Origin of the sequence: Streptomyces sp. CA-288835, from assembly GCF_050936385.1 — a bacterium.
Taxonomy (GTDB): domain Bacteria; phylum Actinomycetota; class Actinomycetes; order Streptomycetales; family Streptomycetaceae; genus Streptomyces.
In genome coordinates, this window is record NZ_JBNJMW010000001.1 from 6560418 (window position 1) to 6586479 (window position 26062).

The 26062-nt window shown below is 69.0% G+C and carries 21 protein-coding genes and 1 tRNA gene; 4 read left to right on the plus strand and 18 right to left on the minus strand.

Annotated features, from left to right (window positions below; all coding sequences use genetic code 11):
• Positions 1-5 precede the first annotated feature (5 nt).
• A complete protein-coding gene (locus tag ACQEVY_RS30005; RefSeq protein ID WP_432952488.1) occupies positions 6-1325 on the minus strand; it encodes an ABC transporter substrate-binding protein in 1320 nt (439 codons plus the stop codon).
• Between the two features lie 359 nt (positions 1326-1684).
• Here ACQEVY_RS30005 and ACQEVY_RS30010 point away from each other — a divergent pair, with 359 nt between their 5' ends.
• Entirely contained in the window at positions 1685-2740 is a 1056-nt protein-coding gene (locus ACQEVY_RS30010) for a LacI family DNA-binding transcriptional regulator (RefSeq protein ID WP_328771384.1), read from the plus strand.
• 75 nt (positions 2741-2815) lie between these two features.
• On the opposite strand, the gene ACQEVY_RS30015 is transcribed toward ACQEVY_RS30010, so the two are convergent.
• From ACQEVY_RS30015 to ACQEVY_RS30030, 4 genes are all read right to left on the minus strand, one after another.
• Positions 2816-2888: transfer RNA gene (locus ACQEVY_RS30015), tRNA-His, on the minus strand.
• 104 nt (positions 2889-2992) lie between these two features.
• Positions 2993-3595, minus strand: a complete 603-nt coding sequence (gene orn / locus ACQEVY_RS30020; RefSeq protein ID WP_432952489.1) for an oligoribonuclease — start codon at positions 3593-3595, stop codon at positions 2993-2995.
• Between the two features lie 102 nt (positions 3596-3697).
• Positions 3698-4924: a helix-turn-helix domain-containing protein gene (locus ACQEVY_RS30025; RefSeq protein WP_432952490.1), complete on the minus strand. Its 1227-nt coding sequence runs from the start codon at positions 4922-4924 to the stop codon at positions 3698-3700.
• A 386-nt stretch (positions 4925-5310) separates the two neighbouring features.
• On the minus strand, positions 5311-5655 hold the full coding sequence (locus ACQEVY_RS30030; RefSeq protein WP_432952491.1) for a hypothetical protein: 345 nt from the start codon (positions 5653-5655) through the stop codon (positions 5311-5313).
• Between the two features lie 400 nt (positions 5656-6055).
• On the opposite strand from ACQEVY_RS30030, the gene ACQEVY_RS30035 reads away from it, so the two are divergent.
• On the plus strand, positions 6056-6583 hold the full coding sequence (locus ACQEVY_RS30035) for a universal stress protein (protein ID WP_432952492.1): 528 nt from the start codon (positions 6056-6058) through the stop codon (positions 6581-6583).
• Between the two features lie 200 nt (positions 6584-6783).
• Positions 6784-7374 carry a GPR1/FUN34/YaaH family transporter gene (locus ACQEVY_RS30040; RefSeq protein WP_328771389.1) on the plus strand — a complete coding sequence of 197 codons (591 nt, stop codon included), beginning with the start codon at positions 6784-6786 and terminating at the stop codon, positions 7372-7374.
• 100 nt (positions 7375-7474) lie between these two features.
• On the opposite strand, the gene glmS is transcribed toward ACQEVY_RS30040, so the two are convergent.
• The 9 genes from glmS to ACQEVY_RS30085 form a co-directional block, all read right to left on the minus strand.
• Positions 7475-9292 carry a glutamine--fructose-6-phosphate transaminase (isomerizing) gene (gene glmS / locus ACQEVY_RS30045; protein WP_432952494.1) on the minus strand — a complete coding sequence of 606 codons (1818 nt, stop codon included), beginning with the start codon at positions 9290-9292 and terminating at the stop codon, positions 7475-7477.
• A gap of 26 nt (positions 9293-9318) precedes the next feature.
• Complete coding sequence (locus ACQEVY_RS30050) at positions 9319-9576, minus strand: hypothetical protein (protein WP_328771391.1); 258 nt, start codon at positions 9574-9576, stop codon at positions 9319-9321.
• A gap of 127 nt (positions 9577-9703) precedes the next feature.
• Positions 9704-10591: a DUF4429 domain-containing protein gene (locus ACQEVY_RS30055; protein ID WP_432952495.1), complete on the minus strand. Its 888-nt coding sequence runs from the start codon at positions 10589-10591 to the stop codon at positions 9704-9706.
• A gap of 78 nt (positions 10592-10669) precedes the next feature.
• Positions 10670-12493, minus strand: a complete 1824-nt coding sequence (locus ACQEVY_RS30060; RefSeq protein WP_432955471.1) for an IucA/IucC family protein — start codon at positions 12491-12493, stop codon at positions 10670-10672.
• 8 nt (positions 12494-12501) lie between these two features.
• Positions 12502-13050, minus strand: coding sequence for a GNAT family N-acetyltransferase (locus tag ACQEVY_RS30065; protein ID WP_432952496.1), 549 nt, complete (start codon positions 13048-13050; stop codon positions 12502-12504).
• The gene (locus ACQEVY_RS30070; protein WP_432952497.1) at positions 13047-14339 is read right to left on the minus strand and encodes a lysine N(6)-hydroxylase/L-ornithine N(5)-oxygenase family protein; all 1293 of its coding nucleotides are present in this window, start codon (positions 14337-14339) and stop codon (positions 13047-13049) included. Before ACQEVY_RS30070 ends, ACQEVY_RS30065 begins: the two co-directional genes overlap by 4 nt.
• Complete coding sequence (gene desA / locus ACQEVY_RS30075) at positions 14323-15768, minus strand: lysine decarboxylase DesA (protein WP_432952498.1); 1446 nt, start codon at positions 15766-15768, stop codon at positions 14323-14325. Before desA ends, ACQEVY_RS30070 begins: the two co-directional genes overlap by 17 nt.
• Positions 15769-15965: 197 nt before the next feature.
• Positions 15966-16820, minus strand: a complete 855-nt coding sequence (locus ACQEVY_RS30080) for a siderophore-interacting protein (protein WP_432952499.1) — start codon at positions 16818-16820, stop codon at positions 15966-15968.
• A gap of 372 nt (positions 16821-17192) precedes the next feature.
• Positions 17193-18239, minus strand: coding sequence for an ABC transporter substrate-binding protein (locus ACQEVY_RS30085; RefSeq protein ID WP_432952500.1), 1047 nt, complete (start codon positions 18237-18239; stop codon positions 17193-17195).
• A 185-nt stretch (positions 18240-18424) separates the two neighbouring features.
• On the opposite strand from ACQEVY_RS30085, the gene ACQEVY_RS30090 reads away from it, so the two are divergent.
• On the plus strand, positions 18425-20185 hold the full coding sequence (locus tag ACQEVY_RS30090) for an NlpC/P60 family protein (RefSeq protein WP_432952501.1): 1761 nt from the start codon (positions 18425-18427) through the stop codon (positions 20183-20185).
• A 149-nt stretch (positions 20186-20334) separates the two neighbouring features.
• Here the strand turns inward: ACQEVY_RS30090 and ACQEVY_RS30095 are convergent, their stop codons facing one another.
• From ACQEVY_RS30095 to ACQEVY_RS30110, 4 genes are read right to left on the minus strand one after another with little or no spacing between them, the layout of a single operon-like run.
• On the minus strand, positions 20335-21501 hold the full coding sequence (locus ACQEVY_RS30095) for an acyl-CoA dehydrogenase family protein (protein ID WP_432952502.1): 1167 nt from the start codon (positions 21499-21501) through the stop codon (positions 20335-20337).
• A 6-nt stretch (positions 21502-21507) separates the two neighbouring features.
• Positions 21508-22437, minus strand: a complete 930-nt coding sequence (locus ACQEVY_RS30100) for a hydroxymethylglutaryl-CoA lyase (protein WP_432952503.1) — start codon at positions 22435-22437, stop codon at positions 21508-21510.
• Positions 22437-24362 (minus strand): acetyl/propionyl/methylcrotonyl-CoA carboxylase subunit alpha, encoded by a 1926-nt coding sequence (locus ACQEVY_RS30105; protein ID WP_432952504.1) that lies wholly within the window; start codon positions 24360-24362, stop codon positions 22437-22439. Before ACQEVY_RS30105 ends, ACQEVY_RS30100 begins: the two co-directional genes overlap by 1 nt.
• 11 nt (positions 24363-24373) lie before the next feature.
• The gene (locus ACQEVY_RS30110) at positions 24374-25990 is read right to left on the minus strand and encodes a carboxyl transferase domain-containing protein (protein WP_432952505.1); all 1617 of its coding nucleotides are present in this window, start codon (positions 25988-25990) and stop codon (positions 24374-24376) included.
• Positions 25991-26062 lie beyond the last annotated feature (72 nt).

Below are 26062 nucleotides of genomic sequence, written 5' to 3' on the forward strand. Positions count from 1 at the left end.
ACCGGTCACTTCTCCAGGTTGTTGTCGATGGTCTTGACGGCTGTGTCCCAGGCTTCCTTGGGCGACTTGCCCTGGGTCACCAGGATCACGCCGTTGTCGGTCAGACCCTGCTGGATGATCTGGTCCTTCGGGCCGATGGTCTGGATCGGGCTCTCCTTGGCGAGCGGAGCGAAGATCTCGCCGATCGGCGCGTCACCGGTCATCTTGTTCTTCGCGCCGGTCACCAGCGGCAGATCGTACGCCGCCTCCGCGCTCGGGAAGCTGCCGCGCTTCGCGAACAGCTTGGCCTGCTGCTCGGGCGCCGTCAGCCAGGCGGCGAGCTTCGCGGCCTCCTCGGCGTTCTTGCCCGACTTGGGCACGGCCAGGAAGGAACCGCCCCAGTTGCCGGGCTTGGGCGGCGAGGCCACGTCCCACTTGCCGGCGTCCTCGGGCTTCGACTTGCTCTCGATGTAGCCGAGCATCCACGGCGGGCAGGACATCGCGGCGAACTTGCTGTTGGCGATCGTCGTGTCCCAGGCGGGCTGGAACTGCGTCTGGTTGCCGACGAGCCCGTCCTCGGCGGCGGCGGCCGTCAGGTCGAAGGCGGCCTTCACTGCCGGGTTCGACTTGTAGATGACCTCGCCGGAGGAGTCGTAGAACCGGTCCTTCTCACTGCCGATGATGGCGTTGAGCAGACCGCCGGGGGAGTCCATGAAGGTGGTGCCCTTCGGGGCCTTCGCCTTGTAGTCCTTGCCGACGTCGACGAACTTCTCCCAGTCGCCCTCCCACAGCTTGCCGACCTCCGCGCGGTCGGTGGGCAGACCGGCCGCCTCGAACAGGTCCTTGCGGTAGCAGATGGCCATCGGGCCGACGTCGGTGCCGAGGCCGATCGTCTCGCCGCTCTTGGTGGTGGCCTGCTTCCACTTCCAGTCGAGGAAGTCGCTCTCCTTGCCGTACTTGGACAGGTCCACCAACTTGTCCGCGTAGGTGTTCGCGACCTCGTTGATGTTGCCGACTTCGATGCCCTGGATGTCCTGCAGTCCACTGTTGGTGGTGAGGTGGTTGACCAGCGGCGGGTAGTAGTTCTCGTTCCGCTCGATCACCGTCTGCTGGACGCTGATGTCCGGGTTGAGCTTCTCGTACTCCTTGTAGAGGCCTGCCTCCTCGAAGCCGAAGCTGCCGAAGAGACCCAGAGTGATCTTGGTCTTACCGCCACCGCTGCCGCTGCCAGGCGACTCCTCGTCGCCGCCGTCATCGGCACAACCTGCCAGCAGCCCGGCGCCCAGCGACGCCACGGCCGCGAGGACTACCACCTTGCGGCGGCCGGTTCGGGTACGTGCGCGCATTGTCGTCCTCCTGTTGCCCTGACGTGCCGACCCCCCGGCCAACTCTCTTGCTGGGCCCGTGTGTTCTGACTTGCGGCTCGGGCGGGGAACGTGCGGGATGTGTATGTGCCAGGTACTGTGGGAGCGCTCCCACCAGTGATGTGTTGAAGGTTCGCCGCTCGATGCGGGGGTGTCAAGGGACCGGACAGTGAGATATGTGTTCAGTTATCGGGCCGTTAGCTAACGCCTGGCGGCTCTACTGGGGAGTGATCAAGTCCGGTACGGGCGTCGGCAGATGAGTGCCGGAAGCCGCGCACGGACCGACACTGTTAGATTCCAGGCCACACGCGGTGCGAGCCGTGTCGGACGGGAGGCAGGGGATGGTAGTCCACGGAGCGCGGGGCCGCAGCGGCAGGCGGCCGACCCTCGAGGAGGTCGCCGCGCGCGCCGGAGTGGGCCGCGGCACGGTCTCCCGCGTGATCAACGGCTCCCCGCGGGTCAGCGAGGCCACCCGCGCGGCCGTCGAGGCGGCGGTCGCGGAACTCGGTTACGTCCCGAACACGGCGGCCCGCGCTCTCGCCGCGAACCGTACCGACGCGATAGCCCTGGTCGTCCCCGAGCCGGAGACCCGCTTCTTCGCGGAGCCGTACTTCTCGGACATGCTCAAAGGTGTGGGCGCGGCCCTCTCGGACACCGAGATGCAGCTCCTGCTGATCTTCGCGGGCAGTGACCGGGAGCGGCGCAGGCTGGCCCAGTATCTGGCGGCGCACCGGGTGGACGGCGTGCTGCTGGTCTCGGTCCACGCGGACGACCCGCTGCCGGATCTGCTGTCCCAGCTGGAGATCCCGGCGGTGATCAGCGGCCGCAGGTCCGCGGACGAGACGCTGCCCTCCGTCGACTCGGACAACTACGGCGGCGGCCGGGCGGCGGCGGAGCACCTGCTCGCCCGGGGCTGCCGCACCATCACCCATATCGCCGGCCGCCTCGACGTCTTCGGCGCCCAGCGCCGCGTCGACGGCTACCGCGACGCGCTGCGCGACGCCGGCCGCGAGGTCGACGAGGAACTGATCATCACGGGTGACTTCACGGAGGAGGGCGGCCGCCGCGCGATGACGGAACTGCTGGCCCGCCGCCCCGACCTGGACGCCGTCTTCGCCGGCTCCGACGTGATGGCGGCCGGCGCCCGCCGGGTCCTGCGTGAGGCGGGCCGCCGCACACCCGACGACGTGGCCCTCGTCGGCTACGACGACTCCGCCATCGCCCGCCACATGGACCCGCCGCTGACCAGCGTCCGCCAGCCGATCGAGGACATGGGCCGCGCGATGCTCGACCTCCTGCTGGACGAGATCGCGGACCGTCGTCCCGCGGTCTCGCGAGGCCTGGAGAAGCGGCAGTTGGTGCTTCCGGCGATGTTGGTGGAGCGCGACTCGTCGTGAGCGGAGCCCATCTCGCGGTGCTCGGGAACGATGAAGGCCCGGCCTGTTCGTACAGGCCGGGCCTTCATTCTCGAGGGTGAGTGACGGGACTTGAACCCGCGGCATCCTGGACCACAACCAGGTGCTCTACCAGCTGAGCTACACCCACCATGTCCGGCGGTTGTCCGCGTGGACTTCCCGACCGGCCGAGAAAAAGTGTACAGGGTCGGAAGGGGTGCTCGCGCCCGCGTTTACGAGGGCGCAGCACAGGCGCTACTCCCCAGGCAGGACGTGCTTCGCGGCGATCGCGCGGGCCGTTTCCGAGTCCGGGCCGGGGAGCGGGACGAAGATCGCCTCGCGGTAGTAGCGGAGTTCGGCGATGGATTCGCGGATGTCCGCCAGGGCGCGGTGGTTGCCGTTCTTCTCCGGGCTGTTGAAGTACGCCCGGGGGTACCAGCGGCGGGCCAGCTCCTTGACGGAGGAGACGTCGACGATCCGGTAGTGGAGGTACTGCTCCAGGGCCGGCATGTCCCGCAGCAGGAAACCGCGGTCCGTGCCCACCGAGTTACCGCACAGCGGGGCCTTGCCCGGCTCCTTCACGTGCTCACGTACGTACGCCATGACCTGCTCCTCGGCGTCCGCCAGGGTCGTACCGGCGGACAGCTCGGAGAGGAGACCGGAGGCGGTGTGCATGGCACGTACCACCTCCGGCATGGTCTCCAGCGCCGTGTCGGGCGGGCGGATGACGATGTCCACCCCTTCCCCGAGCACGTTCAGCTCAGAGTCGGTGACCAGTGCGGCCACCTCGATGAGCGCGTCGTCGGACAACGAGAGACCGGTCATCTCGCAGTCGATCCACACCATGCGATCGTTCATATGTCTTACCCTACGGCCCGCCGCCACCGCCGCGGCAGGCGCGGGACCAGGGCAGCCCTTGTAGCGGGGCGGGCGACCCGCCCCGCTACAGCCTTACGTCCCTTATGGTGCGCTCCGCTGTCCCGGCAGGCTCGGCCTGCCGTTGGCGTACATCTCGGTGCCGCTCTTGCCCGGCTCCGTGGAGACGGACGCCGTCGGGCCCACCGCGTGGGCGGCGGCCGTGCGGCGGGTCTGCTGGGGAACCGAGGCGGACTCCTGCGGAGCAGCCGGTGGCGGTGGCGGTCCCTCCGGGTCCGAGGGCTTGTCGGACTGCGGGCGCCGGGCCCGGTAGGCGGCCCGGTACGCGGCCGGGGACGAGCCGAGCTGCCGGCGGAAGTGGCCGCGCAGGGCCACCGGGGAGCGGAAGCCGCAGCGGCCCGCCACCTCGTCCACCGAGTAGTCGGATGTCTCAAGCAACCGTTGCGCCTGCAGCACCCGCTGCGTGATCAGCCACTGCAGGGGAGCGCTCCCGGTGAGCGAGCGGAACCGGCGGTCGAACGTACGACGGCTCATGTACGCGCGTGCCGCCAGCGTCTCCACGTCGAACTGCTCGTGGAGATGCTCCAGCGCCCAGGCGACGACCTCCGCGAGCGGGTCGGCGCCGATCTCCTCTGGTAAAGACCGATCGAGATAGCGCTCCTGGCCGCCGCTGCGCCGGGGCGGGACCACCAGACGGCGGGCCAGCGCTCCGGCTGCTTCGTTTCCGTGGTCTGTCCGCACGATGTGCAGACAGAGGTCGATACCCGCCGCCGTACCCGCCGATGTCAGCACATCGCCGTCGTCCACGAACAGTTCGCGGGGATCGACGTGGACGGACGGATAGCGCTTGGCCAGCGTCGGCGCATACATCCAGTGGGTGGTCGCGGGACGACCGTCCAGCAGCCCTGCCGCCGCGAGTACGAAGGCGCCGGTGCACAGCCCGACTATGCGGGCGCCCTCCTCGTGGGCCCGGCGCAGTGCGTCGAGCGCCTCCTCCGGCGGCGGCGAGGTGATCGACCGCCAGGCGGGCACGACGACGGTGCCTGCCCTGGATATCGCCTCCAGCCCCTGGGGCGCGGTGAGTTCAAGTCCCCCTGTGGTCCGCAGGGGCCCCTCTTCCCCCGCGCAGACAAGCAGCCTGTAGCGCGGCACGCCGGCGTCCTGGCGGTCGATCCCGAACACCGACAGTGGAATGGAACTCTCGAAGATGGGGCCGCCGCTGAACAGCAGCACCGCGACGATCTCCTTGCGGCGTCGCCCGGAAAGTTTCCGGGCCGCGGCTTCCGGCGCGGCAGTGGAGTCGTGGCTCATACTGCTAAGCCCCCCTCGGTGGTCGCGGCGCCCCTAACCTTTCGGGTCTGTCGCTCCAACACGTTTCCCCTCGGTCCTGCACGAGTCCCCCGCCGTCAGACAGCATGATCGAATCTACTGTGTCCCGTGGTGCCTACGTGACCAGTTCAGCACTCGGCAGATTGTCGACATGACAACTTGGCGTGAAGCATTCGATCACGAAGCGTTGCACTCGTGGGCCGTACAGGGAAGTGCGCCTCAGCTCCGTGGCCGGTCCCCGTAGGGTGTGAGGCCCCCTGGCACCCCTTTCGGTGCAGGTGGAACGGGGGGTGGAGACCCCTTAGGCCAAGGAATGCGCAGGAGCCGGAAGTTGGCTGAAAACCACCGGGCGCGTGAGCTGAAACCGGTCAGTCGACCGGCGTGCTTTCCGGGGCTCTCCGGCCCCCTCTGTGCGCTCCTGTACTGCCCCTGATGCGCCGTCGGCGACCGGCTGTCCGTTTCCCGGCCGGATCGTTGGCCGAAGCGCCCGCCGCGTACCGCTCGGAGCGCCTCAGCAGCGCCCGGCAGACCGCCGTCACCGCCGCCAGTCCGAGGGCCGTGCCGGCGGCGCCCGCCAGCGAGGTTCCGTACCCGACGAGCACCACGGGGACCAGTACGCAGCTGAAGGCCGCCCAGCGCACCACATCGCTCACGGAGTCGCCGACGGAGTCCCGCGCGGCGGGCTTCCCGGAGGAGGGCTGGGGTGCGGACACGGTGGGCCTCCCTGGACGGTGGCTTGGGCCTCCCTGGAGCGGTGGCTCACCGGAGTTCAACGCCTGCCCGACCCGGCGGTCACGAAATCCACCGCCCGGCGAGAGGTCCCGGGGCAAACCGAGCGGTCGTAGCACGCCATGCAAGCGGCAGCGGACCGATCAACTGCCGTACTACGGCGATCAAAACCCTGCGCAAACAGCCTGTACGGGGCAGCAACCATTGCGTTGCGGGCACCCTCTCGTGCATGCTCCCTGGAACCCTCCCGCGGCCGTCGCGGGATCTGGGCAGAGGAGGCGTGCCGCCGTACCCTTGGGGGTATGGGGTTGGGAAGATGATTCCCGGACACAGCTCCGTAGCACCTGTCGTCCCACCCATGAGGATCCAAACGCCGAGACAGCCATGGCCGGTCAAGAATTCTTCGATCCCGCGGACCGCAAGCGCCCCGTCGTCGATCCCACGGCGTCCGAGCCCTTCGCGGCGGAAGAGACACGTCAGTCCTGTGACCCCGCGTTCAAGCATGGCGTCGTCGTCGGCTTCGACGGCTCGACGTCCAGCGAGCGCGCCCTTTCCTATGCGATCGGGATGGCACACCGCTCGGGCTCCGGCCTGATCATCGTGCACGTGGCCAACCGGCTGCCGACCACGGTGTGGGCGGGCTGTGAACCCCCGGTCTTCGTCGACGTCCCGGACCACCGCACCGAGGTGCTCGGGCTCGAACTCGCCTGCGCGGACTACCTCTCCGAGGTGCCCTGGATCCTCGTGGAGCGCGGCGGCGACATCTGCCACGAGCTCGAGGAGGTCGGGCGGGAGTACGAGGCGGACGCGATCGTCGTCGGCTCCACGCACGGCATCGTCGGGCGGATCTTCGGCTCGGTCGCGGGGCGGCTCGCCAAGCGGGCGCAGCGGCCCGTCGTCGTCATCCCGTAAGACGTCGCCCCGACCGTTGTCTCAGCGTTGTCCCAGGTGGGACGAGGCGCGACGAGGGCCGATGCCACTTCTGACGCGGCATAAACCTACTCGCGCGTAGAGGTGTTTGTACCCTTGTGAAGGGTACAAACCGGTCGTCGGGCCGACACGGTCCGGCATAGGGCATCGCGCAAGCGCTCCTGCATGAAAGGGGGCCCGCCGTGAACAACGACGTCACTGCGGGAAGCACCATCACCACCCTCGGTCATCTCGCCCTCGGTATCACCCTGCTGTTCTTCGGCCTCGGTCACACCGAAGTGATCGACGGCGTGACGGCGGCGGACGCCGTGGGTCTCGCCACGTACGTAGGCGGCATCGCGCTCTTCATCGCGGGTCTGTTCGCGTTCCGCGACCGTGACATCGTCACCGGCACGGCCTTCACGGGGTTCGGCGCCCTGTGGTTCGCCTGGGGTGCGATGGCGGGCGACTGGGGAGTCACCGCCGGCAGCACGCTGTCCGACAACGCCGCAGGGCTCTTCTTCCTGCTGTTCGCACTCGTCGCGCTGAGCCTGACCCTCGGAGCGGCGGCCCGCGGACCGCTCGCACAGGGCGCCTACGGGCTGTTCTTCGTCGCGCTGGTGCTGCTCGCCATCTCGAGCTTCGCGGACAACGAGGCGCTCGGAAAGGTCGGCGGCTGGTTCGCCGTGGCGGGCGGCGCCGTGGCCTGGTACACCGCGACGGCGTTCCTGGCCCACTGGCCCACCGCGGTCCCACGACGCGCTGCCGGCCGGAGGATGACGGCTCCCGGCTGAGGCAGCCACGAGCCGAGGTAATGGGCGACCTCGGCTCCCGCAGGAACGGCCTCTCGGGTGCTGGTGGCACACCCGAGAGGCCGTTCGCTGTGTACGAGGGCTACTCCACCGTCACGGACTTCGCCAGGTTCCGCGGCTTGTCGATGTCCCTGCCCAGGGCCAACGCCGTGTGGTAGGCGAGGAGTTGGAGGGGGATGCCCATCAGGATCGGGTCCAGTTCGTCCTCGTTCTTGGGGACGACGATCGTCCTGTCGGCCTTCTCCTGCTCCTGGTGCGCCACCGCGAGGATCTTGCCGCTGCGGGCCTTGATCTCCTCCAGGGCGGCGCGGTTCTTCTCCAGCAGGTCGTCGTCGGGGACGATCGCGACCGTTGGAAGGGCGGGCTCGATCAGGGCGAGCGGTCCGTGCTTGAGCTCGGAGGCGGGGTAGGCCTCGGCGTGGATGTACGAGACCTCCTTGAGCTTCAGCGAGGCCTCGCGGGCCACCGGGTAGCCCCGTACACGACCGATGAAGAGCATCGAGCGGGCCTCGGCGTACTCCGCCGCCAGCTTCTCGATCTCGCCCTCCTGCGCGAGGATCTCCGAGATCTGCGCGGGCAGCCTGCGCAGGCCCTCGATGATCCGCTTGCCGTCGCGGACCGACAGGTCACGGGTGCGGCCCAGGTGCAGGGCGAGCAACGCGAAGGCGACCGTGGTGTTGGTGAAGCACTTGGTCGAGACGACGCAGACCTCGGGGCCCGCGTGGACGTAGATGCCGCCGTCCGCCTCGCGGGCGATGGCGCTGCCCACCACGTTCACCACGCCCAGGACGCGCGCGCCCTTGCGCTTCAGCTCCTGCACGGCGGCCAGTACGTCGTACGTCTCACCGGACTGCGAGACCGCGACGTACAGCGTGTCCGGGTCGACGACCGCGTTGCGGTAGCGGAACTCGGAGGCCGGCTCGGCGTCCGCGGGGATACGGGCCAGCTCCTCGATCATCTGGGCGCCGATCATGCCCGCGTGGTACGAAGTGCCGCAGCCGAGGATCTTCACGCGGCGGATCTTGCGCGCCTCGCGGGCGTCCAGGTTCAGGCCGCCCAGGTGCACGGTGGAGAACCGGTCGTCGATGCGGCCGCGCAGGCACCGGTCCACGGCGTCGGCCTGCTCGAAGACCTCCTTGTGCATGTACGTGTCGTGGCCGCCCATGTCGTACGAGGCTGCCTCCCACTCCACGGTGGTCGGCTCGGCCGTCGTACGGGTGCCCTCGGTGGTGTACGTACGGAAGTCGTCGGCCTTCAGCGTGGCCATCTCGCCGTCGTCGAGGGTGACGATCTGGCGGGTGTGGGCGACCAGGGCGGCGATGTCCGAGGCGACGAACATCTCCTTCTCGCCGATGCCGAGGACCACCGGGGAGCCGTTGCGGGCCACCACGATGCGGTCGGGGAAGTCGGCGTGCATCACGGCGATGCCGTACGTGCCCTCGATGACGCGCAGCGTGTCGCGGACCTTGTCCTCGAGCTTCACGGCCTGCGAGCGGGCGATGAGGTGGGTGAGGACCTCGGTGTCGGTCTCGGAGAGGAACTCGACTCCGTCGGCCTCCAGCTTCCTGCGCAGGTCGGAGGCGTTGTCGATGATGCCGTTGTGGACGACGGCGACCTTGCCCTCGGCGTCCAGATGCGGGTGCGCGTTGACGTCCGAAGGGGCGCCGTGCGTGGCCCAGCGGGTGTGGGCGATGCCGGTGGTGCCCTTGAAGCGGGCCGGCACCTTGGCCTCCAGGTCACGGACCCGGCCCTTGGCCTTGACCATCTTGAGGCCGGACGTCTTCGGGCTGGTCACCACGATGCCGGCGGAGTCGTAGCCGCGGTACTCCAGGCGCTGCAGGCCCTCCAGGAGCAGCGGCGCCACGTCACGCTTGCCGATGTATCCGACGATTCCACACATACAGAAGGCCCCTAGCCCTAGACGATCTAGCCATAGACGATGCGGCGCAGCTGCCGGAGCGTGAGCTCGGGCGGTGCGACCGCGCGGTACTTCAGGTCTGCCGCGATCCGTTCGAAGATCGCCGCGTTCACCAGGCCCTGAACCTGGAGCTCGCGATGGCGGCGACGGACGTATTCCTCGGTCGTCTCGTCGAAGTAGGCGAGCACGTCCTGGATCACCCGCAGAGCCTCGCCCCGGCTGAGGGCGGTGGAGCGCGTCAGATGATCAACGAGTTCGTCGTGCACTCGATGATCCTGAACGATGGGGCGAGTGATCGCAAGAAATCTGCCCGGTATCGGGCAGCAACGTGGCAGAACTGTCGCAAAGGACCCGCGTTGGCCGTAAAGGATCTACAGCGGCTCGGAGACCGGCTCAAAGACGCTTCAGGATGGCCTGCTTGGCCAGGGTGAACTCCTCCTCCGTGAGGATGCCCGACTTGTGTAGTTCACCCAGTTCGCGAAGGCGGCGCAGTAGGGCGTCGTGGTCGGGCTCGGCGGGCGGTTCGGCGTCCTTGGCGGGGGAGTTGGGCGATATGGGCACCCGGTCCTCGATGGACGACGCCGAGGGGTGCGGAAGGCGGGCCTGTACCGCCGCCGCGACCAGCGCCATCAGCGGGTCCTTCTTGAAGCCCCACAGCTCAATGGAGTTGGGGTCGTACTTCGGCGGCGCCTTGGTCGGGGCGTTGCGAACGGTGAAGCGGAGATAGCCGTTCTCCAGGCCGACCGCCGGGTGCCACTCCACCGACTCGATGTCCGCGAAGTAGATCGTGCGTGCACCGGCCGCCGCCTTGGCCTCCTCCGTCTTCCAGTTCCAGTCCAGCCGTACGCGCTCCCCGTCGAAGCTCGCGGTGCCGTCCCCGGCGGACACCGACAGCGGCACGGACGGGCCCGGCACCAGATAGCGGTCGACGGCGGTGGTCGGGACCTCGTCCAGCAGCAGCCCGTTGCGGATCTCCTCGACGAAGTACTCGGCGACGCCATAGCGGTCGGAGTCGACGGCGAGTTGGTACGGGTCGTTCGGCTCGGCGAGCTTGCCGCCGGTGGCCTGCAGCAAGGGGTCCGCGCCCTCCCGCAGCCGGAGCTTCAACCGCCCGGACTTCTTGCCCTGTTCGAAGGAGATACCCGCCAACGCGCCCAGCGGGACGGTCAGTTCACCCAGTGTCTTCCGCAGCAGGCTCACGCTCTTGTCGCGCCCCGGGGTGAGGTGCAGGGCATCGCCGTCGAAGGTCCAAGTCCCGTCCTTCTGGATGATTTCCGCCATACGGCAATTCTGTACGACGGCGGGCGCCCCCTGGGACCGTACGTGAGGGCGCCCGCCTGCTGGTGGGGCTGTCTGTTGCTACAGCCCAGCTATGGGGTTATTCAGGTTGCCGACGAGCTGGAGTGCCCCGGCCGGATCGGCGAGGTCGACCATCTGCTCGTTGTTGCGCAACTGCAGCCGGTTGAGGCACGACAGCGCGAACTCAGGCGCAAACATGTCGTACTGCCGGAACTTGTCGGCCAGTTCAGGCGCGGCTGCTTGATAGTCGCGTACGCAGTCGGCGACCGTCCGCCAGAAGTCCGCCTCCTCGATGACGCCCTCGTCGGCGAGGTTCGCGGCCAGGAAGCGGAAGAAGCAGTCGAAGACGTCCGTGAGGATCGACAGCAGCTTCTTGTCCTCGGGCACCTCGACACGGATCCGCTCGACCACCGGCGGCAGCACCGCGTCCGGGTCCATCACCGCGATCTCCTCGGCGATGTCCTTGTAGATCACGCGCTGTACGACGCCGTCCTCAAGGACGAGGATGACGTTCTCGCCGTGCGGCATGAAGACGAGGTCGTACGCGTAGAAGCTGTGCAGCAGCGGCGTGAGGTAGGCGTGCAGATAGCGGCGCAGCCACTCCGTCGGGGCGAGCCCCGAGCGCTCGATCAGGGCCGCCGCGAAGGACGCGCCCTCGTGGTCGACGTGGACGAGGGAGGCCATGGTGGCCAGTTGCTCGCCCTCGCGGAGGGAGGGGACCGGGCTTTCGCGCCACAGGGCGGCGAGCATCTTGCGGTACGGGGAGTAGCGGTCGGTGGCGGCCTCGTACTCCAGGTGCCGGTAGCCGACGGCCGCGCGCTCGCGGATGACGGACAGGCCGGTGGACTTCAACACCGGCTCGTTCTCGACGAGTTGGGCCAGCCAGTCGTTGATGGCCGGCGTCGCCTCCATGTACGCGGCGGACAGGCCGCGCATGAAGCCCATGTTGATGACCGACAGGGCGGTCTTCACGTAGTGCTTCTCGGGGGCGCTCTTGTTGAAGAACGTCCGGATCGACTGCTGGGCCAGATACTCGTCGTCGCCCTCACCCAGGCATACGAGGTGCTGCTGGGCGACCTCGGCCGCGAAGGTCACGGAGAGTTTGTTCCACCACTGCCAGGGGTGGACCGGGATGAGCAGGTAGTCGTCCGGGTCGAGCCCCTTTTCGGTCAAGGTGACGGAGAACCGCTTCAGCGTCTCGTCCCCGAGCTCCGACCGCAGCAGCGACTCGTAGTCCAGGCCGACGCCCGCCGTGAACGCCGCCCGCGAGCGGTGCGCCGCCAGCCAGATCAGCCGTACGGGGCTCGCGGTCTCAGGGGCGTACGAGAGGTACTCGTGGACCCCGAAGCCGAGCCGCCCGTTGTTGGCGACGAAGCAGGGGTGGCCCTCGGTCATCCCGGTCTCGATCTCCTGGAAGCCGCTCCTGGCGAGCTCGGCGGAGGTGAGCTGGGGCTGCTTGGTGAGCTTGTAGCAGGTGCCGGAGAGGGTGGAGGAGATCTCCTCCAGATAGACCGGCAACACCTCGTCGCTCAGGCCGAGGGACTTCCTCAGCTCGATGAAGAACTCCAGGGCGTGCAGGGGGAGTTCACTGCCGTCGCGGTGCCGGGTGATCGAGTTGGCGTCGACCTGCCAGTGGTCGAGGGCGCGACGGATGGCGGCGAACTGGTAACGGGTGAGGCCGTCATCGCTCCGTACGACATACGAGCCGTCGTCGGCCTCCTCAGGTGTGAAGAGCCGCTCGTGGGCGAACTCGGCGAGGGCCTTCCGGATGAGGAGGCGGTTCGCGCGCGCCCAGCGTTCGGGGGAGAGGTGCGCGACGGCGTCGGACAGATGCGGTCCGGTTGCGGTTGCGGTTGCGGTCGTGGTGTCGGTGGTCAGGGTCATGTCGCGGGTCATATCGCCACTCCTCGCGAAGCCAAGAACTGCGCCCGCGTGCAGAAGGACAGCAGCGCGCGCTTCTCCGGCTTCTGGATCTCGCGTACGGGCACAAAGCCGACGGCCTCGTTCAGCGCGTGCACCGCCGTGTTGGTCACGTCCGGTTCGACGACGACCCGCCGGGTGCGCGGGTCGGCGAACAGGGACTCCATCACCGCGGTGATCACGGCCTGGGTGAAGCCGTGTACGGGGGTGTCCGTCGGCGCCACCAGGAAGTGCATGCCGACGTCGCCGGGCTCGGGCTCGTACAGGCCGACGAGTTCGACGTACCGCGGGTCGTAGCGCTCCATCAGGAACGCAGGCTCGCCGTCGTGCAGCCCGATGAACGCGTCGTGGTGCTCGTGGGCGGCGATCCGCATGTACTCGCGCTCCACGTCCTCGAGCCGGGCGTCCAGCATCATCCAGTGGGCCGCCTTGGGATGGGTCACCCAGGAGTGCAGCAACTCGGCGTCGGTGAGCGGGTCGAGGGGGCGCAGCGAGAGCGCCCCGAGAATCGCGGTGCTCATATGGCGAACTCCTGGAACGCGATGGTCTTCTCGACCGGGTAGTACTCGGTGCCGAGCAGCTCGCGGATGATGTACGCGTTGCGGTACGCGCCCATGCCGAGGTCCGGTGACGTGATCGAGTGCGTGTGGACGCCCGCGTTCTGCAGGAAGATGCCGCGTCCGGTCGTGTCGATGGCGTAGTTGCGGGCCACGTCGTGGTTGCCGTGCTCGTCGTAGAGGATCCGGTCGCGTACGGGCTTCAGGAACTCCGGCTCCGCGTACTTGTAGCCCGTCGCGAGGATCAGGCCCTCGGAGTGCAGTTCGAAGTCCTTCTCCTGCTCCTCCTGACGCAGGCCGAGGGTGTACGTGCCGTTCTCGTAACTCGCGCTGCGCAGTGCGGAGTTGGTGAGCAGCCGGGTGGGCACCGGACCGCCGAGGTTCTTCTGGTAGAGCAGATCGAAGATCTCGTTGATCAGCTCCCCGTCGATGCCCTTGAACAGGCCCTTCTGCTCCGACTGGAGGCGATAGCGGGTCCGCTCCGGCAGCGCGTGGAAGTAGTCGATGTACTCCGGAGAGGTCATCTCCAGCGTGAGCTTGGTGTACTCGAGCGGGAAGAAACGGGGCGAGCGCGTGACCCAGTTCAGCCGGTAGCCGTGGACGTCGATCTCGCTCAGCAGGTCGTAGTAGATCTCCGCGGCGGACTGCCCGCTGCCGACCAGCGTGATCGACTTCTTCGCCTGCAGCTCCCGCTTGTGCTGCTGGTAGCGGGAGTTGTGGATGAAGTCGCCGCCGAGTCCCCGGCAGGCCTCGGGGATGTACGGCGGCGTGCCGGTGCCGAGCACGAGATGGCGGGCGCGGTAGGTCTCGCCGGCTTCCGTCCGTACGACGTACACGTCATCGACGTACGTGACCTCGGTGACCGTCGTGTTGAAGCGGATGCTGGAGAGCTGCCCGGCGGCCCAGCGGCAGTAGTCGTCGTACTCGACGCGCAGCGGATAGAAGTTCTCGCGGATGTAGAACGCGTACAACCGCCCGGAGGACTTCAGGTAGTTGAGGAAGGAGTACGGGGACGTCGGGTCGGCCAGGGTGACCAGGTCCGACATGAACGGCGTCTGGAGGTGTGCGCCCTCCAGGAACATCCCGGAGTGCCATTCGAAGTCCGGCTTGGACTCCAGGAAGACGCCGTCGAGTTCGGTGATCGGCTCGGTGAGGCAGGCGAGACCGAGGTTGAAGGGGCCGAGGCCGATCCCGATGAAGTCGTGGGTCTTCGCGGGGAATTCGGGAAGCGCGGATTCAGGAAGCGCGGTCAAGGGACTCTCCTCCCAGGTACTGCTCGGCGTGGCCGGCGATCAGGTCGAGTACGGCGGCGATGTCGTCCGTCGTGGTCTCGGGGTTGAGCAGGGTGAACTTCAGGTAGTGGCGGCCATCGACCTTGGTGCCCGCGACGACTGCGTCACCGGAGGCGAACAGGGCCTTGCGGGCGTACAGGTTGGCGCGGTCGATCTCGGCCCGGTCGGCGACGGCCGCCGGGATGTAGCGGAAGACGAGGGTGGAGAGGGACGGCTCGACGACCACGTCGAAGCGCGGATCGGCGGCGAGCAACTTCCAGCCCTCCTGCGCCAGTTCACACACCTCGTCGAAGAGTTCGCCGATGCCGTCGGCGCCCATCACGCGCAGCGTCATCCACAGCTTGAGCGCGTCGAAGCGGCGGGTGGTCTGCAGGGACTTGTCGACCTGGTTGGGGATGCGCTCCTCCACCATGCGGCGCGGGTTGAGGTACTCCGCGTGGTACGTGGCATGCCGCAGCGTGGCCGCGTCCCGGACCAGCACGGCGGACGAACTCACCGGCTGGAAGAAGGACTTGTGGTAGTCGACGGTGACGGAGTCGGCGCGCTCGATGCCGTCGATGAGGTGACGGTTTTTGAGTGACGTGAGCAGCCCGCAACCGTATGCCGCGTCGACGTGCAGCCAGGCGCCGAACTGGTCGCACAGCTCGGCGATCTCGGGCAGCGGGTCGATGGAGCCGAAGTCGGTGGTGCCCGCGGTGGCGACGACGGCCATCGGGATCAGCCCGTCGCGGCGGCAGCGCTCCAGCTCATGGGCGAGCGCGACGGTCTGCAGGCGCTTGTCGTGGCCGACGGGTATGGAGACCACGGAGTCCTGGCTGAGCCCGAGGAGTTTCGCCGACTTCTTCACGCTGAAGTGGCTCACCTCGGAGGCGAAGACGCGCAGTTTGGCGTACGAGTCGGTCTTGGCCTCTTCTCGCGCCAGCAGCAGCGCCTGGAGGTTGGACTGGGTGCCGCCGGACGTGAACACCCCATCGGCGGCCGGGCCGAGGCCGATGCGCTCGGTGGTCCAGTCGATGAGCCGGCGCTCGATGAGGGTGCCGCCGGCCGACTGGTCCCAGGTGTCCAGTGAGGAGTTGACGGCGGAGAGGACGGCCTCGCCGACGACGGCGGGGATCACGACCGGGCAGTTGAGGTGCGCGAGGTAGCGCGGGTGGTGGAAGTAGATCGCGTCGCGCAGGTAGAGCTCTTCGAGCTCGTCCAGGGCCGCGGTGGTGTCGAGCAGCGGCCGGTCGAGGTCGACCTTCTCGATGCGCGGCGCGAGGGCGTCGACCGTGACGCCGGTGAACGGACGGTCGGTGGTGGCGAGTTTGGCCGCCACCCGCTCGATTCCTTCGGTCACGGAGCTGCGGTACCGCTCCGCGGTCGTGTCATTGAGCAGGTGCGAGCGCATGGGGGTGTTTCCTCCGGGGCGGGAGAGGGTGGGGGTGGGGAGAGCGGTGCCCTTCAGAGTGGGGCTGGGGCTGGAGCTTGGTGCTTACTTAGGTAAGGCTAACCTAACTTCTCGGCTCCCGCTGCTCCCTCATGTCCCTTTAGTTGCGCGTTGGTTGCCTTTGGTGGCTGTGCGTGTTGGGTGAATCACTCTCCCTGTCACTCTCCTTGCGCGCGTAGTTGCTCCTCGGTCAGCCCGCGCCGCCAGTAGCCGACGAACGTGACGCGCCGACGGTCGATCTCCCGCTCCCGTACGAGGTGCCGACGCAGCTCCTTCACTTGGCCGGACTCGCCGGCGATCCAGGCGTACGGGGCCTGTGCGGGCGGGAGTTGGGCGGCTCGGATCGCTTCGTGGGCCATGGGGGAGCCCTCGTCGCGTACGAGCCAGGTGATGTCGGCTTCGGCGGGGTTGAGGAGGTCGAGGCGGTCGGCTGCGTGCGGGACTTCGAGCCAGGCGGTTGCACTGGTCCCGGGTGGGAGCGACTCGAGGATGGCTGCGGCGGCGGGCAGGGCGGTTTCGTCCGCCCAGAGGACGATCAGGTCGGTGTCCGTTGGCGGGCGGAAACGGATCGCCGTGTTGTCGGCTACGGCTGGGCCGAGCAGTACGACGCGGTCGCGGGCCTTGGCTTCGGCGGCCCAGCGGGAGGCCGGGCCGGCCGGGGTTTCGGCGCCCGGCTCCGTGCCGTGCAGCACGAAGTCGATGTCGATCTCGTCGGGGTCTCGCCTCAGGGCGCGGAGCGTGTACGAGCGCATGATGGCCCGCACGTCCTCGGGGGTGTCGATCCAGGCCTGACGCCAGCCCTCGCCGTACTCCATCGGCATGACGGGCTTTTCCTGGCCCGGGCGCGGGAGGAAGAGGGAGAGGCTTTGATCGAGGCCGTTGGAGGCGAAGGTGTGTAGGCCGTTGCGGTCGCTGGCCGCGAAGCTGACGCGGACGAGGGAGGGGCTGAGCCGCCTCGTCCGTACGACCTGGAGGTCGAAGAAGCGGTACGGGGTGGCTATGGCCGTTGCCATGCGGGCTCCTGATGTGGGGTCAGGGGGAGGGGGGCTGTTGTCTGCCGACTGCGGGTCCGTTGTGGTTGCTCGCGCAGTTCCCCGCGGGTGCCTCCGGCGGTTGAGCGGGTGCGGGTGCGTCGTGGTTGCTCGCGCAGTTCCCCGCGCCCCTCAAGGGGCGGGTGGGTGGCTGTGGTGTTTGACCTGCGGGTCCGTTGTGGTTGCTCGCGCAGTTCCCCGCGCCCCTTATGGGGCGCCCCCTCCCCGGTGTCTCTGCCTGCGGCGTGCGGGCCGGAACCCTTGCACGGCGGTTGGCCAGCATCGGCGCCCCTTTTGGGGGCGCGGGGAACTGCGCGACCAGCCATCAACCGGCCCGCAGTTGACGAACCCCGCTCAGCTAACTTTCTTCGCCTTCTCGATGGCCTCCGCCAAGTTTTCGAGAAGCGGCGCGCACTTGTCGTAGGACAAGATCGGCTCCGGGTCACGGGCGATGACCTGCCCAGCCTTCACCGCAGGCAACTGCTTCCACGTTGCCTCCGTGATGTCCGCGGGCTGGATGGCCGAGGTGCGGTTGTCCATCAGGATGAGATCCGCGTCGTACTTGTCGACGTTCTCCCAGCTGAGGTTCTCGAACCAGCCGCCGCTGGCCTTCAGTACGTCGGCGGGGGGCTCGACGAAGGTGACGCCGAGTGCCTTGAAGTACTCCAGGTCGACGGAGAGGTTCGAGGTGGAGACGTAGAAGATGTCCTGGCTCGCGGAACCGGCCAGCACCTTGATGCCGGGGTTGGCTTTCACCGCGGCGCGCACCCTGGCGGAGGCGTCCTCGAAGCGCTTCTTGGCGGCGGTGACCTTGTCGGCCTTGATGTCGGCGCCAAGGGACTCGGCGAGCGCCATCATGCGCTGCAGCGGCTCGGTCAGCTGACGGTCGTAGACGGAGATGCCGACGCTCGGAGCGAGGGCGGCGATCTTGTCCTTGGACTCCTCGGGGACGTACCAGAGCGTGCCCGCGTCGTCGAACATGGTGGTGATCAGAACGTCGGGTGCCAGGGTCGCGTACTTCTCGACGTTGAACTGGCCGAACTCGTTGCCGAGAATGGTCACCTTGCTGATGTCGAGGTCGCCGGCCTGGACGTCGGCCTTGCCGTCCTTGGTCTCGGTGGGGCCGAAGACGCCCTTGACCTCGATGCCGTAGTCGTGGAGTGCGGCGGCGACGCCGGTGAACGCGACGATGTTCGCAGGGACCTTGTCGGTCTCGACGTTCTTGCCGCGGTCGTCCTTGAAGCTCCAGGGGCCGGACTTGGCGGCCTCCGTGGAGTCGGCCGAGCCACCGCTTTTCGCGTCGTCGTCGCCGCAGGCCGCGAGCACGGCGCCGAGGCCGAGGGCGCCGCCCGCGGCGAGTATGCCGCGGCGGTTGAGGTGGGCGGAACGGGCGTTGAACATGGTGGTGACTGCTTTCGCACAGGGCTGATCGCCCACGGGACAATTCCCAAGGAAGGTTAGCCTAACCTCACTAGGTGTCCAATGGACGGGTCCTGAACGACTGGGACGGTGCAGCGCCGCCACCCCTTCTGCCCCGGCCCTCCCGCAGAAAGGGACGTGTCACGCGTCACGAGATCATGTGCCGTATGACGACCACTTCTCGGCGCAGCCTGCTGGCTGCCCTGGCGACCTCCGCCGCCACCGTCCCGCTCAGCGCTCTGGCCACCGCTCCGGCGCGCGCCGCCGACTCGGCGGTGTCCGTCGAGCCGTTAGCGGCTTCGGCTCCGACCGGTCTGGCCTCGGCTCGTTCCTCCGTGACCCTGCCGTCGCTGGACGCCTCCTACTTCACACCGGTGACGCTGGGCGCCGCGCTCACCGCGACCGTGCTGCCGGGGACCCCGGCCCGTACGGAGGTCACCTCCGGCGGTCGGCGCGTCGCGCTGCTGACGCACGGCGCGCGGACCGTCGTACTGCCGGGCCCGCAGCGGACGTTCACCGAGAACAAGCGGCTCTTCGTGGACGACTTCCAGCGCACACTGCCGGACGTGTCGCTGCCGGCCGCGAACCGGCAGTACTGGGGCACCTCCCCGGGCGGTGGCAGCTGGTCCACGCTCGGGCCCGTCGACACTGACTACTCGGTGGTGCCGGGCACCGGTCTCATCGCCCTGACCACGGATTACGCGAGTCGGCACGCGAGCCTCCGCGATGGCGAGATCACCGACGTCGATGTGCGCTCCGTGGCCCGGTTCGACAAGGTGCCCACCGGTGAGGCGTGTTCGTACGCGCTGTCCTTCGGCTACCAGAACACCCACAACAGCTACCGGGCCCGGCTGTCCTTCGTCACCTCGGGTGCGGTCCAACTGCGCGTCGAGAAGGAGGTCGACGACACGGTCACCCAGCTGGCCCCGTCCCAGACTCTCGCCACGGACGTGCCCGCGGGCACCGACTGGACGATCCGGGTACGCCGGGAGGGTTCCCGTATCCGGGCCAAGGCGTGGCGTTCGGCGTCGGCGGAACCATCCGCGTGGGCCGTCGACGTCACCGACTCCGCCTTCGGCAAGGGCCGGGTGGGCCTACGGGTGTTGGCCAACAACGGTTGCACCAACCTGCCGGTCACGCTCGCCGTCAGTCGCTTCCAGGTGGACGCCGCGAACTGGGACACCCCGCCGAGCGTCACCCACAGCGACTGGGTCCGAGTCCTGCCCGAGCCCTTCGACGGTACGTGGAACGACGAGGTCGAGCGGACCATACGTGCCTGGGCCGGTTCCCCCGCCCCGGACGTGCTCGCGTACGCCGCGATGTTCCTCGGCGGGGCCCCGGCGGTGACGGCCGGGGCGGGCCCGGCCCAGGGCAAGCAGGTGCTGGGCGAGTCCGGGTACGGCTACCTCGACCCACAGGGCTACCGCTACGAAGGCGCCGACTTCCACGAGTACATGAACACCGGCTGGACCTTCGACGACGGCGGCCACACCGGCCCGTCCAGCAAGCAGGTCGGCAACCTCGACTGCTCCGGCTACACACGCATGGTGTACGGCTACCACATGGGGGTGCCGATGGCCGCGGGCGAGGACACGTCCGGGCTTCGCCTTCCCCGCCGGTCCCGGGACATGGCCGACCACGCCCCCGGCGTACGCGTCGACCGCACCGACGGCACGAACCCGCCCGCCGCGACCCTCCTCCAGCCGGGCGACCTGGTCCTCTTCAACGCAGACTCCGGCGACGACAACCTCACGGCCACCGCCGACCACGTCGGCATCTACCTGGGCCTGGACGCGACCGGCAAGCGTCGCTTCCTGTCGAGCCGCAAGACCGTCAACGGGCCCACCATGTCCGACCTCGGCGGCACCTCGTTGCTGGACGGGACGGGGACGTACGCCAAAACGTTGCATACGGTGCATCGCATCTGACGCCGTGCGCTCACCGCGCCTGCGGACCCGACTCGACTCGTAGGCCTCCCCTCGGGCATCGGCCCGAGGGAGAACGACGAGCGCCGGATCGACCCCGTCGAGCTTCGCCGCAAAGCCTGCCTCTCCCCTCCGTGGCGGACCCGGCGGGGTCAGCTCGTCAGGCCCAACTCCCGTGCGATCAGCATGCGTTGGACCTCGCTCGTGCCCTCGCCGATCTCCAGGATCTTGGAGTCGCGCCACATGCGGGCCACCGGGTACTCGTTCATGAAGCCGTAGCCGCCGTGGATCTGGGTGGCGTCGCGGGCGTTGTCCACGGCGATCGTGGAGGAGTAGAGCTTGGCCAGGGCCGCCTCCTTCTTGAAGGGGTCGCCGGTCACCAGGCGGGAGGCCGCGTCGCGCCAGGCGAGGCGGGCCGTGTGGGCCTTCATCTCCATGTCGGCGATCTTGAACTGGATCGCCTGGTACGAGCCGATGGGGTGGCCGAAGGCTTGGCGCTCCTTCGCGTACTTCACCGACTCGTCCACGCAGCCCTGCGCCAGACCCGTCGCCAGGGCGGCTATGGCGATACGGCCCTCGTCGAGGATGCGGAGGAACTGGGCGTAACCGCGGCCCTCCTCGCCGAGCAGGTTCGCGGCGGGTACGCGGACGTCGTCGAAGGACAGCTCGCGGGTGTCCGAGGCGTTCCAGCCGACCTTCGAGTACGCGGGCGCCACCGTGAACCCGGGTGTACCGGACGGCACGATGATCGCCGAGATACGGGGCTTGCCCTCGTCCGTGCGGCCGGTCACCGCCGTGACCGTGACCAGACCCGTGATGTCCGTACCGGAGTTGGTGATGAAGCACTTGGTGCCGTTGATCACCCATTCGTTCGTCGCCTCGTCCAGACGGGCCGTCGTACGGGTCGCGCCCGCGTCCGAGCCGCCGTCCGGTTCGGTCAGGCCGAAGGCGCCGAGGATCTCGCCCGTGCAGAGGCGGGGCAGCCACTCCCGCTTCTGGGCCTCCGTGCCGAACAGGTGGATCGGCATGGCACCGAGGGAGACACCTGCTTCGAGGGTGATGGCGACGGAGGAGTCCACGCGGGCCAGTTCCTCCAGCGCGATGCCCAGCGCCAGATAGTCGCCGCCCATACCGCCGTACTCCTCCGGGAACGGCAGCCCGAACAACCCCATCCGGCCCATCTCCCGCACGATCTCGTACGGGAACTCATGCCGCTCGTAGAAATCCCCGATCTTCGGGGCGACCACATCGTGGGCGAACTCCTCGACGGTCCGGCGGAGTTCTTCGAGCTCGGGGGAGAGCCGATGGTCAAGTGACATGGGGGATCACTCCTTGTGGGAGAGGGCGCGGACGGTGCGGGAAGGGCTGGGTCGGCCCAATTGGTCGGCCATCCAGGCGCTCGTGGCGACGAGACGGTCGAGGTCGACTCCGGTGTCGATACCGAGGCCCCGCAGCATCCACACGAGGTCTTCGGTGGCGAGGTTGCCGGTGGCGGACTTGGCGAACGGACAGCCGCCGAGGCCTCCGGCGGACGCGTCGACGGTCGTGACGCCGTGCTGAAGCGCCGCCAGGGTGTTGGCGAGGGCCTGCCCGTACGTGTCGTGGAAGTGCACGCCGAGCGTGTGCGTGGGCACGCCTGCTTCGTTGAGGGCGCTGAGGAGTGCCCGTACGTGCCCCGGGGTCGCGACGCCGATCGTGTCGCCGAGACTCAGTTCGTCACAGCCCATGTCCAGCAGCGCCCGGCAGACCCGTACGACCTGGGGGACGGGGACCGGGCCCTCCCAGGGGTCGCCGAAGCACATGGAGAGATACCCGCGTACATGGGCACCCTCGTCCATCGCCCGCTGGACCACCGGCTCGAACATGGCCAGCGCCTCGTCGACGGTCCGGTTGAGGTTGGCCTTCGCGAAGGACTCCGTGGCGCTCGCGAACACGGCGATGCGGCTCGCGCCGAGGGCGAGGGCGCGGTCCAACCCGCGTTTGTTGGGCACGAGGACCGGGAGCGCGACCGGGAGTTCGCTGACGCGGGGGAACAGGTCTTCCGCGTCGGCCAGTTGGGGCACCCACTTGGGGTGTACGAAGCTGGTGGCCTCGATGGTGGTGAGGCCCGCGTCGGCGAGGCGCCGGATGAACTCGGCCTTCGTCTCCGTCGGGACGGTGGCCTTCTCGTTCTGCAGGCCGTCGCGGGGGCCTACCTCGTGGATGCGGACGCGGGCGGGCAGGTCCGGGGCAGGCACCGTCATGGGCAGCGTCATCAGTCCTCCTCCGTCGGGTTGATGACCGCCAGCACCTGGTCCATGGCGACCGCCGTGCCCGGCGTGACGTCCAGTTCGGCGACCGTGCCGGCGTGCGGGGCGGAGATGACGTGCTCCATCTTCATCGCCTCCACCACCAACAGGCTCTGTCCTGCGGTCACTTCGTCCCCCACGGCGACCTTCACCACCGTCACCGTCCCCGGCATGGGCGCGGTGAGCGAGTCGGCGCCCGCGTGGGCGGCCCCGGTGAGCGAGGCGGTCACCGGGTCGTGGTCGCGCACGTGCCACGCGTCGCCGTCCCGGCCGAGCCAGTCGGCGGCGCGGTGGAAGGTGTGGCGGACGCCGTCGAGGGTGACGGCCACCCGGTCGTCCGTGACGGTGTGGACGCCCCGCGGGGCGTACTCCACGGGGTCGGTGATCCGCAGGTGGAAGCCGACGGGCCTGGGCTCGCCGCTCAGCCGCCAGCCGCTAGGCACGGAGAACGGGTCGGTCCAGCCCTCCCCGCGAGGCCGCAGCGCGTCCAGCCGTACGGCCGCCGCCGCCTCGTACACCTCCTGCGGTACGTCGGTGGAGACCAGCTCGTCCACCTCCCGCTCGACCAACCCCGTGTCCAGCTCGCCCGCCACGACCGCCGGATGCGCGAGCAGCCGCCGCAAGAACCCGGCGTTGGTCTGCACGCCCAGCGTGACCGTCTCCGCGAGAGCGGCCCGGAGCTTTCGCAACGCGGTCGCGCGGTCGGGGCCGTACGCGATCACTTTGGACAGCATCGGGTCGTACAGGCTGCCGACCTCCGTGCCCTCGCTGAGCCCGGAGTCGGTGCGGATGCCGTCGCCCTGCGGCTCGTGCAGCTTCAGGACCGTGCCGCCGGAGGGGAGGAACCCGCGGGAGGGGTCCTCCGCGCAGACGCGGGCCTCGATCGCGTGGCCGGTGAGACGGATGTCGTCCTGCCCGAAGGCGAGCGGCTCGCTCGCCGCCACCCGCAACTGCCACTCCACCAGGTCGAGGCCGGTGATCAGCTCGGTGACCGGGTGCTCCACCTGGAGGCGGGTGTTCATCTCCATGAAGTAGTACGAGGAGGGGTCGCCGCCGGGGACGATGAACTCCACCGTGCCCGCGCCCCGGTAGCCGCAGGACCGTGCCGCCTGCACCGCGGCCTCGCCCATCGACGCGCGCGTACTCTCGTCCAGGAGGACGGACGGCGCCTCCTCGATGATCTTCTGATGCCGGCGCTGGAGCGAGCACTCACGCTCGCCCAGGTGCACCACATTGCCGTGGCCGTCCGCCAAAACCTGGATCTCGATGTGCCGGGGCCGGTCGATCCACCGCTCCACGAGGAGCGTGTCATCGCCGAAGGAGGCACGGGCCTCACGCCGGGCCGCCGCGATCTCCTCGCTCAGCACCGCCACGTCCCGCACCAGCCGCATGCCCTTGCCGCCACCGCCGGCGGAGGGCTTGAGCAGCACGGGCATGCCGATCTCCCGGGCCGCGTCGGCCAGTTCGGCATCCGTCAGCCCGCTGCCGCTGGATCCGGGCACGACTGGCACCCCGGCCGCCTTCACCGTCTCCTTGGCGCGGATCTTGTCGCCCATCAGGGAGATGGCGTCGGCGGGCGGCCCGATGAAGACGAGCCCGGCGTCGGCGCAGGCGCGCGCGAAGGCGGCGTTCTCGGCGAGGAACCCATAGCCCGGATGCACCGCCTGCGCGCCCGTCCGTGCCGCCGCCTCCAGCAGGCGTTCCGCCGACAGATAGCTCTCAGCCGCCGGCGCCGGACCGATCCGTACGGCCGTGTCCGCCTCCCGGACGTGCCGTGCGTCGGCGTCCGCGTCGCTGAAGACGGCCACCGAGCGCACGCCCAGCGACCGGAGCGTACGGATGACCCGTACGGCGATCTCGCCCCGGTTGGCCACAAGTACCGTGTCGAACATGGGTCCCCTCATCACATCCGGAAGACGCCGAACTGGGGGTCGCCCAGAGGCGCGTTGGCGCACGCGGTCAGGGCCAGGCCCAGCACCTGCCGGGTCTCCAGCGGGTCGATGACCCCGTCGTCCCACAGGCGGGCGGTCGCGTAGTAAGCGTTCCCCTGGCGCTCATACTGCGCACGGATCGGATCCTTGAAGGACTCCTCCTCCTGCGCAGGCCAGTCCTCGCCGCGCGCCTCCAACTGGTCCCGCTTGACGGTCGCGAGCACGGAGGCGGCTTGCTCGCCGCCCATCACGGAGATCTTGGCGTTGGGCCACATCCACAGGAAGCGGGGCGAGTACGCGCGCCCGCACATGGAGTAGTTCCCCGCGCCGTACGACCCGCCGACGACCACCGTCAGCTTCGGCACGCGCGTGCACGCCACAGCCGTCACCATCTTGGCGCCGTGCTTGGCGATGCCCCCGGCCTCGTAGTCCTTGCCGACCATGAACCCGGAGATGTTCTGCAGGAACACCAGCGGGATCCCGCGCTGGTCGCACAGCTCGATGAAGTGGGCGCCCTTCTGGGCGGACTCGGAGAACAGGATGCCGTTGTTGGCGACGATGCCGACCGGGTGGCCGTGGATCCGGGCGAAGCCGGTGACGAGGGTCTGCCCGAACTCGGACTTGAACTCCGCGAAACGGGAGCCGTCGGCCACACGCGCGATGATCTCGCGTACGTCGTAGGGGGTGCGGGAGTCGACCGGGACGGCGCCGTAGAGGCCGTAGGGGTCGACCTTCGGCTCGGCGGCGGCCGTGACTTCCCAGGGGAGCGACCCGCGCGCGGGGAGGGTCGCGACGATGTTCCGCACGATCCGCAGCGCGTGTGCGTCGTCCTCGGCGAGATGGTCGGTCACGCCGGACACGCGCGCGTGGACGTCACCGCCGCCGAGTTCCTCGGCCGTGACGACCTCGCCGGTGGCCGCCTTCACCAGCGGGGGGCCGCCGAGGAAGATCGTGCCCTGGTTGCGGACGATGACGGCCTCGTCGCTCATGGCGGGGACGTAGGCGCCGCCGGCGGTGCAGGAGCCGAGCACGGCCGCGATCTGCGGGATGCCGGCGCCGGACATCCGGGCCTGGTTGTAGAAGATCCGCCCGAAGTGCTCGCGGTCGGGGAAGACCTCGTCCTGCATGGGCAGGAAGGCTCCGCCGGAGTCGACCAGATACAGACACGGCAGGCGGTTCTCCAGGGCCACCTCCTGTGCGCGCAGGTGCTTCTTCACGGTCATCGGGTAGTACGTGCCGCCCTTGACCGTGGCGTCGTTCGCGACGATCAGGCACTCGCGCCCGCTGACCCGCCCGATCCCGGCGATGACACCGGCGGCCGGGGCCTGGCCGTCGTACAGGCTGTCGGCGGCGAGGGGTGCGAGCTCCAGGAAGGGGGAGCCGGGGTCGAGGAGGCTGTCGACTCGGTCCCTGGGCAACAGCTTGCCGCGCGCGGTGTGCCGGGCGCGGGCCTTCTCGCCGCCACCGAGCCGGGCCGCGGCGAGCTTGCCGCGCAGCTCCTCGGCCAGCGCCCGGTGGGCCTCCTCGTTGGCCCGAAAGGCCTCCGACGCGGGATCTGCCGCGCTGTGAAGCTCCGGTGCCTCATGCATCCTGCGGTCCCCTCACCCAGTGATCGACTGTTAATGAGCGTTAACCATTTCCTTCAGGTTAACGAGCGCTAA